Annotated in this window: 13 protein-coding genes and 1 riboswitch; of the genes, 12 read left to right on the top strand and 1 reads right to left on the bottom strand. The window is 46.6% G+C overall.

The annotated features are described in order from the left end of the window. Positions 1-73: 73 nt before the first annotated feature. A riboswitch (Lysine riboswitch) is annotated at positions 74-257 on the top strand. Between the two features lie 81 nt (positions 258-338). The 7 genes from lysA to GTO83_RS06075 are packed head-to-tail and all read left to right on the top strand — an operon-like array spanning position 339 to position 7,543. Then, entirely contained in the window at positions 339-1,652 is a 1,314-nt protein-coding gene (gene lysA / locus GTO83_RS06105; protein ID WP_180869717.1) for a diaminopimelate decarboxylase, read from the top strand. 35 nt (positions 1,653-1,687) lie between these two features. Beyond that, the gene (gene dapD / locus GTO83_RS06100) at positions 1,688-2,401 is read left to right on the top strand and encodes a 2,3,4,5-tetrahydropyridine-2,6-dicarboxylate N-acetyltransferase (RefSeq protein WP_180869715.1); all 714 of its coding nucleotides are present in this window, start codon (positions 1,688-1,690) and stop codon (positions 2,399-2,401) included. Positions 2,402-2,403: 2 nt separating this feature from the next. After that, the gene (locus tag GTO83_RS06095; RefSeq protein WP_180869713.1) at positions 2,404-3,552 is read left to right on the top strand and encodes an N-acetyldiaminopimelate deacetylase; all 1,149 of its coding nucleotides are present in this window, start codon (positions 2,404-2,406) and stop codon (positions 3,550-3,552) included. 13 nt (positions 3,553-3,565) lie between these two features. Then, the gene (gene dapA, locus GTO83_RS06090; RefSeq protein ID WP_180869711.1) at positions 3,566-4,495 is read left to right on the top strand and encodes a 4-hydroxy-tetrahydrodipicolinate synthase; all 930 of its coding nucleotides are present in this window, start codon (positions 3,566-3,568) and stop codon (positions 4,493-4,495) included. Continuing rightward, a complete protein-coding gene (dapB, locus tag GTO83_RS06085; RefSeq protein ID WP_180869709.1) occupies positions 4,488-5,252 on the top strand; it encodes a 4-hydroxy-tetrahydrodipicolinate reductase in 765 nt (254 codons plus the stop codon). The genes dapA and dapB overlap by 8 nt, the downstream gene beginning before the upstream one ends. Before the next feature lie 16 nt (positions 5,253-5,268). Beyond that, positions 5,269-6,453, top strand: a complete 1,185-nt coding sequence (locus GTO83_RS06080) for an aminotransferase class I/II-fold pyridoxal phosphate-dependent enzyme (protein ID WP_180869707.1) — start codon at positions 5,269-5,271, stop codon at positions 6,451-6,453. Positions 6,454-6,490: 37 nt separating this feature from the next. Next, complete coding sequence (locus GTO83_RS06075; protein WP_180869705.1) at positions 6,491-7,543, top strand: aspartate-semialdehyde dehydrogenase; 1,053 nt, start codon at positions 6,491-6,493, stop codon at positions 7,541-7,543. A 317-nt stretch (positions 7,544-7,860) separates the two neighbouring features. Here the strand turns inward: GTO83_RS06075 and GTO83_RS06070 are convergent, their stop codons facing one another. Further along, entirely contained in the window at positions 7,861-8,556 is a 696-nt protein-coding gene (locus GTO83_RS06070) for an FAD-dependent oxidoreductase (RefSeq protein WP_180869703.1), read from the bottom strand. Positions 8,557-8,731: 175 nt separating this feature from the next. On the opposite strand from GTO83_RS06070, the gene GTO83_RS06065 reads away from it, so the two are divergent. From GTO83_RS06065 to GTO83_RS06045, 5 genes are all read left to right on the top strand, one after another. Further along, complete coding sequence (locus GTO83_RS06065) at positions 8,732-9,898, top strand: MalY/PatB family protein (protein ID WP_180869701.1); 1,167 nt, start codon at positions 8,732-8,734, stop codon at positions 9,896-9,898. Between the two features lie 77 nt (positions 9,899-9,975). Next, a complete protein-coding gene (locus tag GTO83_RS06060; protein WP_180869699.1) occupies positions 9,976-10,671 on the top strand; it encodes a tRNA (adenine(22)-N(1))-methyltransferase TrmK in 696 nt (231 codons plus the stop codon). After that, the gene (locus GTO83_RS06055; protein ID WP_180869697.1) at positions 10,668-11,492 is read left to right on the top strand and encodes a Nif3-like dinuclear metal center hexameric protein; all 825 of its coding nucleotides are present in this window, start codon (positions 10,668-10,670) and stop codon (positions 11,490-11,492) included. The genes GTO83_RS06060 and GTO83_RS06055 overlap by 4 nt, the downstream gene beginning before the upstream one ends. Positions 11,493-11,501: 9 nt before the next feature. Then, complete coding sequence (pepT, locus tag GTO83_RS06050; RefSeq protein WP_180869695.1) at positions 11,502-12,749, top strand: peptidase T; 1,248 nt, start codon at positions 11,502-11,504, stop codon at positions 12,747-12,749. Between the two features lie 40 nt (positions 12,750-12,789). Next, complete coding sequence (locus tag GTO83_RS06045; RefSeq protein ID WP_370524232.1) at positions 12,790-13,653, top strand: YitT family protein; 864 nt, start codon at positions 12,790-12,792, stop codon at positions 13,651-13,653. Positions 13,654-13,655 lie beyond the last annotated feature (2 nt).

Raw genomic sequence — 13,655 nt, 5'->3', positions numbered from 1 at the left:
GTAGATTTTGACAAAAAATTAAAGTTAAATTAAAAACCCCTTGACGTCAGCAACAAATAATTATAAACTACCATTAAATCGAAGAGGCGCAACTGACAAGAGTAGCAGTTCCGAGTTTGCCGAAAACAATGAAAAATTGTGAAAGGGGAGGTTGCCGAAGTGATCACTGATACGGCTAGGTGATTAGCTGGGTCGACATAGAAGATATGTCGGACTGTCGCCGGACAAAAGGAGCCGGCGGTGCGCTATCGACTTTATTAAGGATATTGACTTAGTAAGCTCCCAGTGCATCGCCACCGCGGAGCTTTTTATTTTGCTGGCAGAATTGGAGGATAGGAATGCAACAAACAAGTCAACCATTGGAAGTTAACGATGCTGGTCACTTAATGATTGGTGGCGTTGATAGTCTGGAGCTCGCTAACCAGTATCAAACCCCGTTAGTTGCTTATGATGTAACTAAGATTCGTGATCAGATTCACCGTTTCCAACAAGTTTTTGAAGCCGCCGGAGTTGATTACGCCGTTTCATTTGCTAGTAAGGCCTTGGCCATTAAAGCGATCTACCAAGTGATGAAAGCTGAAGGGGCCCACGCCGATGTTGTTTCGGGCGGTGAATTATACACAGCTAAAAGTGCTGGCTTTCCAATGGCTAAGGTTAGCTATCATGGGAATAATAAGTCTAAACAGGAATTAAGCGAAGCCCTTGATGCTGGGGTCGGCATGATCGTAATTGATAACTTCCACGAAATTGATCTGTTAAAGGAACTGCTTGCCAAACGAAATCGAAAGCAAGCGGTAATGTTACGGTTAACCCCAGGTATTACTGCTCATACGAATGAGTATATCCAAACCGGACAAGTTGATTCCAAGTTTGGCTTTGACCTCGCTTCGGGACAAGCTGATCGTGCCCTGCAGCTCGTCCTAGCCGATGACCACTTTGATGTTCGCGGGATTCATGCCCACATTGGTTCGCAAATCTTTGATGTGCAAGGCTTTGCCGGCGTCGCTAAGAAGTTAGTTGCGGTGGCTAAGCATTTCCAAACTGAGTTTGCTTATGTCCCAGCAATTATCAATGTCGGCGGCGGTTTCGGTATTCGCTACGTCAGTGCTGACCATCCTCAAGCACCAGAAGCTTTTGTTAAGACGATCGTTGATGAAATTAAAACAGCCACAGGAGAAGCTGATTTACCAATGCCAGCCATCTGGATTGAACCGGGACGGTCTTTAGTGGGACCTGCTGGCTACAACCTCTATACCGTTGGCAGTCGAAAAGATATTCCAGGTTTCAAGCCGTTCGTTTCCGTTGACGGGGGGATGGGTGATAATATTCGGCCAGCTCTTTACCAAGCAGAATACGAAACGATTTTGGCCCGGGATCCAAAGGCCAAAGCAGTCGAAACGGTACGGATTGCTGGTAAGTATTGTGAATCTGGTGATATTCTTAGCCAAGGGCAACCGCTCCCGGCTACCCAACCAGGAGACGTCCTCGCGATGCTTGCTACCGGCGCTTACGGCTACTCAATGGCTTCTAATTATAATCGGAATCCTCGCCCGGCAGTCGTCTTTGTTGAAAACGGTAAAAGTTACCTTGTTGTAAAGCGCGAGTCTTATGCCGAGTTAGTGCAAAATGATCAGGATTATCCAAACGCTTAAAAGAAAATTTCTACTTATTATATGGAGGTACACAAATGGCAACTCTTGATGCCCAATCAATCATTAACTACATCGCAACTGCAGAAAAGAAAACCCCGGTTAAGGTTTACTTGAAGGGACCGCATTTAGACCAAGTCGAATTTCCAGCAAGTACTGATCCCTTTATTGAAACGACAACGGGGGTGCTCTTCGGCGACTGGAAAGTTGTTAAGCCCTTCTTGGCTTCGCACAAAGCGGACTTCACTAGTGTCCGGATTGAAAATAACGCGCGGAATTCAGCCGTTCCATTGTTGGATATGAAGGAAATTAATGCACGGATCGAACCGGGGGCAATCATTCGCGACCAGGTTGTAATTGGCGATAATGCCGTGGTAATGATGGGCGCAACCATTAATATTGGGGCTGAAGTTGGTGAAGGTTCAATGATTGATATGGGAGCCATCCTTGGTGGCCGGGCGATCGTTGGTAAAAACTGCCACATCGGTGCCGGAACTGTCCTGGCTGGGGTGGTCGAACCAGCGAGTGCTCAACCAGTCCGGGTTGATGATGATGTCTTGATCGGGGCCAATGCCGTGGTAATTGAAGGAGTTCACATTGGCAAGGGCGCTGTTGTTGCGGCTGGAGCGGTCGTCGTTGAAGATGTTCCAGCTGGTAAGGTGGTTGCTGGGGTGCCAGCTCGGATCATCAAGGATGTTGATGATCAAACGACTAGCAAGACGGGCCTTGAAGCTGATTTACGGAAGTTGTAATTATGCTAAGTGAAAATGAATTAATTCAAATCCGCCGCCACCTCCATCAAATTCCAGAACTGGCCCTAAAAGAACATGAAACCCATGCTTACTTGCTTAAAATGATTGCGCAACTTCAGACCGATTATATGGAAGTTCAAACGCCAGCTGAGTTACCAACGGCGCTTCTGGTATTGATTAAGGGAACGGCCCCGCAACGAACGATTGGTTATCGAACTGATATTGATGCCTTGCCCGTTACTGAAGCAACTGGTTTACCCTTTACCTCGCAACATCCTGGCGTAATGCACGCTTGTGGCCATGATATCCACATGACCGTTGCCTTAGGTGTCTTGAGTTACTTTGCCAGCCACCAACCCAAGGATAATTTGCTCTTCTTCTTTCAACCAGCGGAAGAAAGTGAAAATGGCGGGAAACTAGCTTACGAACGGGGGATTTTTAACGGCCAATGGCGACCGGATGAATTTTACGGGCTCCACGATAATCCGGATCTACCAGCTGGAGCTATCGGTTGTCGGATGGGAACCTTATTTGCCGGAACCACAGAATTAAATATTGATATTGAAGGTCAAGGCGGGCACGCTGCCTTTCCGCAAGACGCTAACGATGCCGTCGTTGCAATGGCCACCTTGGTTACGCAGATTCAAACCATTGTTTCTCGGAATATCGATCCGATTCAAAGTGGCGTGGTTACAATCGGAAAAGTCGAAGCCGGTACGATTCGAAACGTTATCGCTGGCCATGCTCGCCTTGAAGGTACCATCCGGGGTTTGACCCAGGAAATGATCCTCAAGATTGACGATCGTCTGCGCGCCCTTTGTCAAGGCCTTGAAGTTAGCTTTGGCGTTAAAGTTAAGCTCGAACTAAACCAGGGTGGTTACTGGCCGGTTGAAAATAATCCGGCACTAACTAAACGTTTTATTAATTATATGCAAACGGCGCCTGGAGTTAATTTTATTGAAACTAAGCCAGCAATGACTGGGGAAGACTTTGGTTATCTCTTAGCCAAGTTCCCGGGAACGATGTTTTGGCTGGGGGTTGAAGATGACGCGCAGTTACATTCGGCAACCTTAACACCGAAGGAAGCGTCTATTCAGCGAGGAGTCACGGCAATTACTGGTTTTTTAACAGCGCGGATGAATGAAAAATAAAGGAGATAAGCTTATGAATTTACAAGCTGCAGATTTTATGGTTGCTATTATTACCCCGTTTGATGAGAATAACCAAATTAACTATCCAGCCTTGGATCGCTTAACGGATCATCTCCTTGAAAAGGGAGCCAATGGGTTTGTGATTGGAGGAACGACTGGGGAAACCCCAACTTTGAGCCATGATGAAAAGTTAGCTCTCTATAAGCACTTTGGCGCTTATGTTCATGGCCGGGTACCGGTGATTGCCGGGACGGGAAGCAACAATACCGCAGAAACCATTGCTTTTACAAACGAAGTTGCCGAAATTGATGGAATTGATGTCGCCCTGGTCGTCGTGCCTCCTTACAACAAGCCAAACCAACGGGGGATGATCGCTCACTTTACCAAGGTTGCTGATGAAGTCAACATCCCGGTAATGATCTACAATATCCCAGGACGGACGGGAGTCAAGATGGAAGTTTCAACCTTGGTAGAACTTTCTCATCACGAAAACATTGTGGCAGTAAAGCAGTGTGCCAGCTTAACCGAAATGCAAGCGTTAATTGACCAAACCCCAGATGATTTTGCGGTCTTCTCCGGGGAAGATGCCCAAGCCCTCTTTACCAAGGTAATTGGTGGTGCTGGGGTGATTTCGGTTGCTGGTCACGTTTATCCTACACAAATGCGGACAATGTACGATGCTTTAGACCGGGGCGATGTTGCAACGGCTGGGCGCTTACAACGGTGGTTAACCCCAAAGATGGCGGCCCTTTTCATGTTCCCATCGCCATCCCCAGTTAAGGCGGTTTTAAACGCGCAAGGCTTTGAAGTTGGTGGTTGCCGTTTACCAATCGTCACCTTGAATACTGAAGAAAAATCTCAGTTAGCAACGGCTCTTGGCCTGGAAGCACACGCCTTAGAAGGTGCCTTACCCCTTGATTTAGGAGGTGACCTTAATGCCTAAGGTTTTAATTGCTGGTTATACCGGAGCAATGGGCCGCTACGCAACCGATTTGGTTAACAACCTGCCAGGGTTTGAAATTACGGCTGGGCTTGCGCCCCACGATGCGGATACGAAGATGCCTGCGACGGCCCAAATTTATCATTCATTGGCTGAAATTGAACCGGGGGTTGCTGAGATTTGGTTGGACTTCACGGTACCAAGTGCAGTCAAAGCAAACGTTACTTTTGCCCTTCAGCATGGCTTTACCCCAATTGTCGGGACGACCGGATTAACTTCAGCTGATGTAGCTGAACTCCAAGCCTTGGCTGAAGAAAATGGGCAAGGTGGATTGATTGCCCCCAACTTTGGGATGAGTGCGGTGCTCTTAATGAAGTTTGCAAAGGAAGCAGCGGCTTACTTCCCGGATGCTGATGTGATTGAAATGCACCACGGTGACAAGAAAGATGCGCCATCTGGAACGGCTTTGACGACGGCCCAAATGATTGCGGCTGGTCGCCAGAGCGCGCCCCAACCGACGGTGAGCGAAGAATCCGTTTCGGGTGCTTTGGGGGCTAATGTTGACGGAGTAGCCGTCCATGCAGTCCGGCTTCCCGGTTACATTGCCCACGAACAAGTTTTGTTTGGGGGTCCCGGGGAAGCACTGACGATTCGACAAGACTCCTTTGACCGCGCTTCCTTTATGAGTGGGGTCAAAGTTGCCTTACAAAAAGCCAATCAATTAACTAGCTTAGTCTTTGGATTAGAAGAGATTTTATAAGAGAGGAACGGTGTCTATGCCACAATTAGCAAGTGCCTTACAAGGAATGGGAAACAAGACCTTACAACAAACTCCCCCTGCGATGATTCGCGCTTTTGATCAGGAGATTTCATCAATTCCGGGGTTAGTGAAATTAACCCTTGGAGAACCCGGTTTTGATGTTCCAGAACACATTAAGCAAGCGGCTATCAAGAGTATCGAAGCAAATGATTCTCACTACTCTACGGCTGCGGGAAAGTTACCACTACGGCAAGCAATTGCCAATCAATTAAAAAATCGCTTTGGGGTTGAATACCAAGGTGATGGTGAAGTGGTGGTTACTAATGGGGCAACTGAAGCCCTTACGGCGACGATCTTTAGTTTACTCAATCCTGGTGATAAGGTGATTATCCCCACTCCTGGGTATGCCTTATATAATCCAATTGTGACGTATAACGGTGCCATTCCAGTCGAAGTAAATACCAAGGATGATAATTTTGTGTTAACTCCTGAGCGCCTAGAAAAGGCAATCGAAGCTAACCCATCAGTTAAGGCAATTTTATTGAACTTCCCGGTCAACCCAACGGGGCGGACGTACGGTCAAGCAGAATTACAAGCTTTAGCAACGGTAATTAAGCGCCACCATCTTTTGGTAATTTCCGATGAAATATACGGGGACTTAACTTATGATCACCGTCATTACTCGATGATTGAAGAGTTACCGGAACAAACGATTTTGATTTCAGGATTATCAAAGTCGCATGCCATGACCGGCTGGCGCCTTGGTTACTTGGCGGGACCAAAAGCATTGGTTCAACAAATTACCAAGATGCATTCGTTCTTGATCACTTGTATCAACGATACGGCCCAAGCGGCCGCTTTGGAAGCCATTCAAAATGGGCAAGCTGACCCGATTGCTTTCCGTCAAGAATACGAACACCGGCGGAACTTGATGGCCCAAGCACTTCGGGCGCTTGGATTTGAAATGGCGACACCGGAAGGCGCTTTCTATATGTTTGCTAAGATTCCTGCTCAATTTGGGGATGATGATTTTGCCTTTGCCCGGGCAATTGCTAAAGAAGCAAAGGTTGGGGTAATTCCGGGGAGCGTCTTTGGCCCTGGTGGAGAAGGCTATGTTCGGCTTTCATATGCAGCACCAGAAGAAGATATCCAAGAAGCAATGAAGCGAATTACGGCTTTTATGGCTAAGCAAAATAACTAATTAAACTTGATAGTTGAAATTTGAGGAGGAAACTAATATGGCTAAGGAATATGTCGTAGCAATTTTAGGAGCAACTGGGGCCGTTGGTCATCGGATGATTGAACAATTAGCCGCTTCATCAATTCCAGTGAAGGAAGTTAAGCTGTTAGCATCCGCTCGTTCAGCTGGGACTCAATTGAAGTTCCGGGACCAAACTTTGACGGTTGAAGAAACCACGCCGGACTCTTTTGAAGGGGTTGATTTGGTCTTGAGTTCTGCAGGGGGCTCAACTTCCAAGAAATTTTTACCAGAAGCCGTTAAGCGCGGGGCTGTCTGTGTGGACAACACCAGTGCTTATCGGATGGAACCAGATGTTCCGCTGGTCGTACCAGAAGTTAATCCGGAGACGTTGGCCCAACATCACGGGATTGTTGCTAATCCAAACTGTTCCACGATTCAAATGGTGGTCGCACTAGAACCAATCCGGCAGGCTTTTGGTTTAAAGCAAATAATTGTGTCAACTTACCAAGCTGCATCTGGGGCGGGACAAAGTGCTTTGAACGAATTTTACCAACAAGCACAGGATTATCTTGACGGTAAGGAAATGCAAGCTAACATTCTCCCAACTAAGGGGGACAAGAAGCATTACCCATTAGCCTTTAACCTTCTTCCCCAAATTGATGTCTTAGAAGATAGTGGTTACTCCCATGAAGAATGGAAAATGATCCATGAAACCAAGAAGATTATGGTTGGGGATATGAACTCACCAGAAATTAAGGTCACTGCTACCTGTGTCCGGGTCCCAGTTCCAATTAGCCACGGGGAATCGGTATACTTTGAAGTTGAAGATAAGAGTGCCACGGTTGAACAAATTCGCGAACTTTTAGCACAAGCACCTGGGGTAGTGGTTCAAGATGACATTCAGCACCAAATTTACCCCCAACCAATTAACGCGGTAGGCAAGGGGGACACCTTTGTTGGGCGTTTACGGCCAGACTATGAAAACAAGGGAGCTTTCAACATGTGGATTGTCGCTGACAACCTCTTGAAGGGGGCTGCGCTTAATACCGTTCAAAACGCTGAAGAATTGGTAAAGCGGGGCCTGATTTAAGCAAAAGAGTGGCGCATCCACTTGGCTACTGCTTAGACCATAATTTATGAATAACATTCGGATCGGAGATACAAGAGAAGAGGTTGGGAAAAAAGCTCCTTGACGGCCTGGTTGGGATAAGAAGGACGAAGGTTGATTCATAGAATCGACCTTTCGTTCGCACTTATCTACTAAGGCCGTGCTTTTTGACCTTAGTTACTGAGTAACATTCGGAGATGACAAAGAGGGTGGGAAGAAACTTGAGTTTCTTCCCACCCTCTATTGTGCTTTCTAACTGTTTAATGGTGAGACCTTTTTCCGTCCTCTTTATGTGCCTTTTAGTACCCGTAAAGGACATCCCGCTTAACGTGGTCAGTGGCAATCTTACCTTCTGTCGTTAAGAATTCTTCAGTTGCGTCAACCACTTTGGATGCTCCGGAAATGTAGTAGTCAGCTTCATTACCAAGTTTTTGGGTGAGTTTTAAAAGTTCAGCTTGGGCTTCTGCGCGGTGGTTAACCAGATGGAGCTGAAGGTTTGGATAGGTCTGGGCCCAAGCTTCAAAGTCGGCTTGATAAAGGTGGTAATCATTGGCAACAAAGACTAGGTCAATAACCTGGTCACGCTTATCATGTAAGGCTTGTTTAATGAGGGCCCGAATGGGGGTAATCCCGACCCCGCTTGCGAACATTACCAAGGGATGATCAAGTTTTGGGAGGGTGAAGTTACCGAGGGGACCAAGTACGGTTACTGCTTCTCCGGGAACCAGCGTGATTAAGTTGGCCTTAAAGCTACTCATTTCTTGCCGGGTGCGGGTTCCTAGTAAAATAACCCCGTCCCTTTCTGGGGCGGCCATGGATAGCGCCCGGACTTGTTTCTTATCGGTTACCTTTTTGGTTGGTAACCCAAGCCGCATGTACTGACCGGCTTGCCAGGTAAAACCAGTGGGCACCTTGATTTTAAGTTCATAGTAGTCTTCGGCTAAGTGGTTGATTGAAATTAGTTCGGATTGATAACTTGGTAATTCTTCAGCCATAAAAAAAGCTCCTTTCATCTTGAAACAATTTAAGTAGCCTCATTATACCGAAAATACTGATCAAAAGTAAGTGATTTGCTGGCGGTTTTAATTTAAATTTGCAAAGACCAGTTTCTTAAACTTAAATCTGTTAAACTAGGGATAGTTAGTGGGTTTTAGAAAGGAAGCGACGAAAGTGAACTTTGATCAACAATTCAATCGACGGCAAACTAATTCCTTCAAGTGGGCGGTTGGTGAAAACAAGCTTCCCATGTCAATCGCGGATATGGATTTTCAAACTGCACCGGCAATTACGAATGCCTTGGCAAAGAAGGTTAAAACTGGGATTTACGGCTATGAGATAATCCCGGAAGCATATTATCAGGCCGTTGGCGATTGGTATGCGACTGAACACCATGCTCGGCCAAAACGGGAATGGATGTTATTTGTTAGTGGCGTGGTGCCAGCCTTAGCCTCGGTTCTGCGACGGTTGACTAATCCCGGCGATCAGATCTTAATTCAAGCCCCGGTTTATAACATGTTTTTCACGACAATTCAAAGTAATGGTCGCCAAGTTCTTTCAAGCGACTTAGTATACGATCCTAAGCAACACACTTACCACATTGATTGGGAAGACTTAGAAGCCAAGTTTGCCCAGCCCTTAACGACGATGATGATTTTGTGCAATCCTCAAAATCCGGGTGGCATGATCTGGACTAAGCAAGAGTTACAACACTTAGCTGAACTAGGGCAAAAATACGGGGTGACGATTTTTGCGGATGAAATTCATGGTGATCTTACCTTTAATGAAGGTGGCTATGTCCCATTTTTTAGCTTACCAGAGCAATTCTTGCAAGCGGTTGTAATCGCGGTTTCACCAAGTAAAACTTTTAATATTGCTGCTACTCATGCGGCAACCTTGTTTGTCCCGAATGCTTACTTACGGGAAGTGGTTGATCAAGGACTGCAAAACGATGGCTTGACGGGGGTTAACCTAACGGCGATTCCCGCTTCGATTGCGGCTTACACCCAAAGTCAAGAATGGTATCACGAACTCCTAAATTATCTCAAGGGTAACCTCGAATTGGTCGAACAAACGATCAAAGAACACTTAGCCGGGAAAGTTGCGGTGGTTCCTTCAGCCGCCACCTACCTTGTCTGGCTTGATATTTCAGCTTTGAGTCATGATTCGGTAGCTTTTACCGATTTTTTGGAAAGCACCAGCGGTCTGATCTTAAATCCGGGGACGATGTACGGCGAGGCCGGTAAGAACTTTGTGCGGATGAACGTTGCCTATCCGCGGGCGGTTGTTGCTGACGGCCTGCAACGCCTAATTAAGGGCGTTAAGGCTTGGCCAAAATAAGGTTAGGGGAACGCTACGAAAATTTGGTATACTAGACCAGATAAAAGAAATTTAATAGAGAAGGTTGGATTAATTTAATGGATGCAGAAAAACTTTCGCAACGCTTACAAGTTGTGGCTGATTTTGTTCCAACAGGAGCCCGCTTAGCCGATATTGGAACGGATCACGCTTATTTACCAGCAGCTTTAGTCGTGGCTGGGAAGATCAATTTTGCGGTGGCTGGGGATGTAACCCCTGGCCCTTTACAAAATGCCATCAATGAAATTGAGTGCCTTCAGTTACAAGATCAAATTATTCCACGGTTAGCAGACGGTTTAGCAGCGATCCAACCAGCTGACCAAATTGATACGGTAGTAATCGCTGGCATGGGTGGGGCGCTGATTACCAAGATCCTAACGGCGGGATTACACCAGCTTCACGGGGTTAAACGGTTGATCTTACAACCAAATATTGGTGAAGAACGGGTGCGGGCCTGGTTGATGGCGCATCATTACCAAATCATGGCCGAAAAGATTATTGAAGAAGATGGTCATATCTACGAAGTGATTGTTGCAGATTACACCCTCATGCCATTCCGGTACAATGACCGTGAGCTACGATTTGGCCCCTTCTTGTTGGGACAAGGCGGGCCAGTTTTCCAAGCAAAGTGGCAGGCGGAGTATGAACGGGAGGCGCAGGCCTTAGCCCAAATGAAAGCTGCCAAACAGCCCCCGCTTGATAAAATTGCCAGCTTCGAATCCCGCTTAAATCAGATTAAGAAGGTGATTAAATGACCAATGGTTTAGAAATTATTCAACAATTTGAACAATTTGCCGCTCCGTCCATTGCAGAAGATTGGGACCATGTTGGTCTTCAATTGGGTGATCCAAGCCAACCAGTAAAAAAAGTATTAACAACTTTGGATGTCCGGCCGGCGGTTGTTGATGAAGCAATTAGGCTCGGGGCTAACTTTATCTTTTCCCACCACCCCCTTATGTTCCGCCCAGCCAAGGATCTTGATCTCCGTCAGCCCCAAAACGCAATGTATGCAAAATTATTACGGCATGGGATTACTGTTTACTCTGCGCACACAAATTTGGATACTGCCAATGGAGGCATGAATGATTGGTTAGCTGCCCAATTAGAATTAACGAACCTCACGGGACTTGTCCCAGCCGGGAAGGATCCGGTTAGTGAGCAACCGGTCGCAATGGGCCGGGTTGGTGATTTACCTAAGCCCTTAAGTCCGACATCATTTGTGGATTGGGTTCAAAAGCATTTTGCCGTTAAGGGCTTACGGTATGTTCTTCCTGATCCAGCGCCACAAACGGTTCAGCGAGTGGCAATTCTTGGTGGCTCCGGTGGTGATTTTTATCGCCAAGCTAAAGCCGCGGGGGCCCAAGCGTATGTGACGGGGGATGTTTCCTATCACGTGGCGCAAGACATGCAAGCAAGCGGCTTAATGTTAGTTGATCCCGGCCACCATATTGAAGTGGTGGCGGCTTTGAAATTGCAGGCGCTTCTTAAAAGTTGGGCAACGGAAAAAGCCTGGACCTGTCCAGTGGTGGTTAGTCAGGTCAATACGGAACCATTTAATTTTCGAATGAAAGGTTAGGCAAGTAAAATGACAGAAGAAAAATATGCTGGTTTATTAGCTCGTTTTCTGGCTTATGCCAAGGTTGAAACCCGGTCAGATCCAGAAAGTAACACGGTGCCAACTAGTCCCAAGGAATTGGTTTTGTTAAAACAACTAATGGCGGAATTGACGGACCTTGGTTTGGACGATGTCCGGATGGACGAAAAGAGTGCCATTGTGATGGCGACCTTACCATCAAACCTCGATTATGAAGTTCCGGTAATGGGGTTGTTAGCTCATGTTGATACGGCAGACTTCAACGCGGAAAACGTCAACCCCCAAATTATTGAAAATTATGATGGGCAAACGATCCAACTTGGGTCAAGTGGCTTTGAACTTTCACCAGCTGAATTTCCAAACTTAAAGAATTACGTGGGGCAAACCTTAATTACCACGGATGGGACGACTTTGCTGGGAGCTGATGATAAGGCCGGGGTCGCCGAAATTATGACCATGCTGGCTTATTTGACTAAGCACCCAGCAGTAAAACACGGGACCATCAAAATTGGCTTTACCCCGGACGAAGAAACCGGGACCGGGGCTAGTCTTTTCGATGTCAAAGCCTTTGGTGCTGATTTTGCTTACACGGTTGATGGCGGTCCCCTGGGGGAATTGGAATACGAAACTTTCAACGCAGCGGCCGCTGAAATCAATATCCAAGGAAAGGATGTCCACACGGCAACGGCGAAGGGTGTGATGGTGAATGCCATTCAAGTTGCCATGGACCTCCAAGCCAAGTTACCAGATCATGATCGGCCAGAAAAGACGGCGGGTCGGGAAGGCTTCTTCCATCTATACCAACTTGATGGGACAGTTGACCACGCCCGGATGTTGTACTTAATTCGGGATCATGACCGCCAATTCTTTGAAGCGCGAAAAGAAGCTTTACGGGCAGTGGTGAAAGAAGTCAACGAAGAGCTTGGTGAAGAACGGGTTACGATCAAGCTTGAAGACCAATATTACAACCTAAAGGACGCTTTAAAGGGCCACATGGCAGTGGTCGATTTGGCCAAGCAAGCTATGGAAGATTTAGATATCAAACCAGTTATTTACCCAGTGCGGGGTGGTACCGATGGCTCAACGATTTCTTACATGGGCTTGCCAACGCCCAACCTCTTTGCTGGGGGTGAAAACATGCATGCCCGCTTTGAATACGTTTCCTTACAAACCATGGAAAGCGTGGTCGATGTTTTGTTGAAGATGAATGAGAACCTGGTGGCCAAAGCTAAGCATTAAGTTGCAGTCCGAACATCATTAAAGGAAAGAAGGTGGGATGATGGTAAAGAACCATCTGATTCAACGCCGGCGAATGTTAAAGCGAATCTTTTTTGCCCTTTTATACGGGGTGCTTTCAGCGATTGGGGTTAATTTCTTCTTAACCCATGCCAATTCGTATTCATCTGGTTTGTTGGGAATTTCGCAATTGGTTCAAGCAATTGGGTTGACGATGGGAATCCATCTAAATTTGGGGATGTTGGTTTTCATCTTTAACGTACCGCTCTTTATCTTTGCTTGGCGGGTCTTTGGCTTAAGTTATATCTTTTATTCTGGCTTGGCCGTTTTGTTTAACGTCATCGCCCTGGCCATCATCCCCGTGGTGAAGTTAGTTAGTGATCCCTTAACTAACACCATTGTTGGGGCAACCTTAATTGGGGTTGGAATTGGCCTTTGTTTTAACAATGGCTTTACGACTGGTGGGGTTGATATTATCGTGACCTATTGCCAACGGAAGTTTCATAAAAATGTCGGTTTCTTTGCCAACGTGGTCAACGGTTTAATCCTGGCGGCGGCGGTGATCGCTTTTGGGCCAAGCCGGATTGTCTACAGTTTAATTGGGATGTTACTCACTAATTGGATGATGGATTGGGTCTTCGTTTCCCAAACCGATGTTAGTGTGACCATCTTTACGAAGCAGGCTGATAAGTTAATTCCCGCCCTAAAAACCTTTACCCATGGGGCAACCGTTTTACATGGAATTGGGGCCTATACGGGGAATGAAACCGACGTCATCATTGTGGTAACGCCACGGAGTCAATTAGTTGATTTGCGGAAGATGGTTAAAACCATTGATCCAAATGTCTTTTTGAGTATGCAACGAACGAACGTCGAGTTAGGGGTATATCGGCGTCATTCCTTGTGATG

This window comes from Lactobacillus sp. 3B(2020) (genome assembly GCF_013487845.1).
Lineage (GTDB): Bacteria > Bacillota > Bacilli > Lactobacillales > Lactobacillaceae > Limosilactobacillus > Limosilactobacillus alvi.
Note: the sequence above shows the minus strand (reverse complement) of the source record. Positions and strands in the feature narration are given on the sequence as shown.

What these genes read in the sequence shown, in the direction of transcription:
- GTO83_RS06075 (WP_180869705.1), top strand. Translation starts at nt 6,491, where the DNA reads ATGGCTAAGGAATATGTCGTAGCAATTTTAGGAGCAACTGGGGCCGTT.
- dapB (WP_180869709.1), top strand. Translation starts at nt 4,488, where the DNA reads ATGCCTAAGGTTTTAATTGCTGGTTATACCGGAGCAATGGGCCGCTAC.
- GTO83_RS06060 (WP_180869699.1), top strand. Translation starts at nt 9,976, where the DNA reads ATGGATGCAGAAAAACTTTCGCAACGCTTACAAGTTGTGGCTGATTTT.
- GTO83_RS06055 (WP_180869697.1), top strand. Translation starts at nt 10,668, where the DNA reads ATGACCAATGGTTTAGAAATTATTCAACAATTTGAACAATTTGCCGCT.
- lysA (WP_180869717.1), top strand. Translation starts at nt 339, where the DNA reads ATGCAACAAACAAGTCAACCATTGGAAGTTAACGATGCTGGTCACTTA.
- dapD (WP_180869715.1), top strand. Translation starts at nt 1,688, where the DNA reads ATGGCAACTCTTGATGCCCAATCAATCATTAACTACATCGCAACTGCA.
- dapA (WP_180869711.1), top strand. Translation starts at nt 3,566, where the DNA reads ATGAATTTACAAGCTGCAGATTTTATGGTTGCTATTATTACCCCGTTT.
- GTO83_RS06070 (WP_180869703.1), bottom strand. Translation starts at nt 8,556, where the DNA reads ATGGCTGAAGAATTACCAAGTTATCAATCCGAACTAATTTCAATCAAC.
- GTO83_RS06095 (WP_180869713.1), top strand. Translation starts at nt 2,404, where the DNA reads ATGCTAAGTGAAAATGAATTAATTCAAATCCGCCGCCACCTCCATCAA.
- GTO83_RS06080 (WP_180869707.1), top strand. Translation starts at nt 5,269, where the DNA reads ATGCCACAATTAGCAAGTGCCTTACAAGGAATGGGAAACAAGACCTTA.
- GTO83_RS06045 (WP_370524232.1), top strand. Translation starts at nt 12,790, where the DNA reads ATGGTAAAGAACCATCTGATTCAACGCCGGCGAATGTTAAAGCGAATC.
- pepT (WP_180869695.1), top strand. Translation starts at nt 11,502, where the DNA reads ATGACAGAAGAAAAATATGCTGGTTTATTAGCTCGTTTTCTGGCTTAT.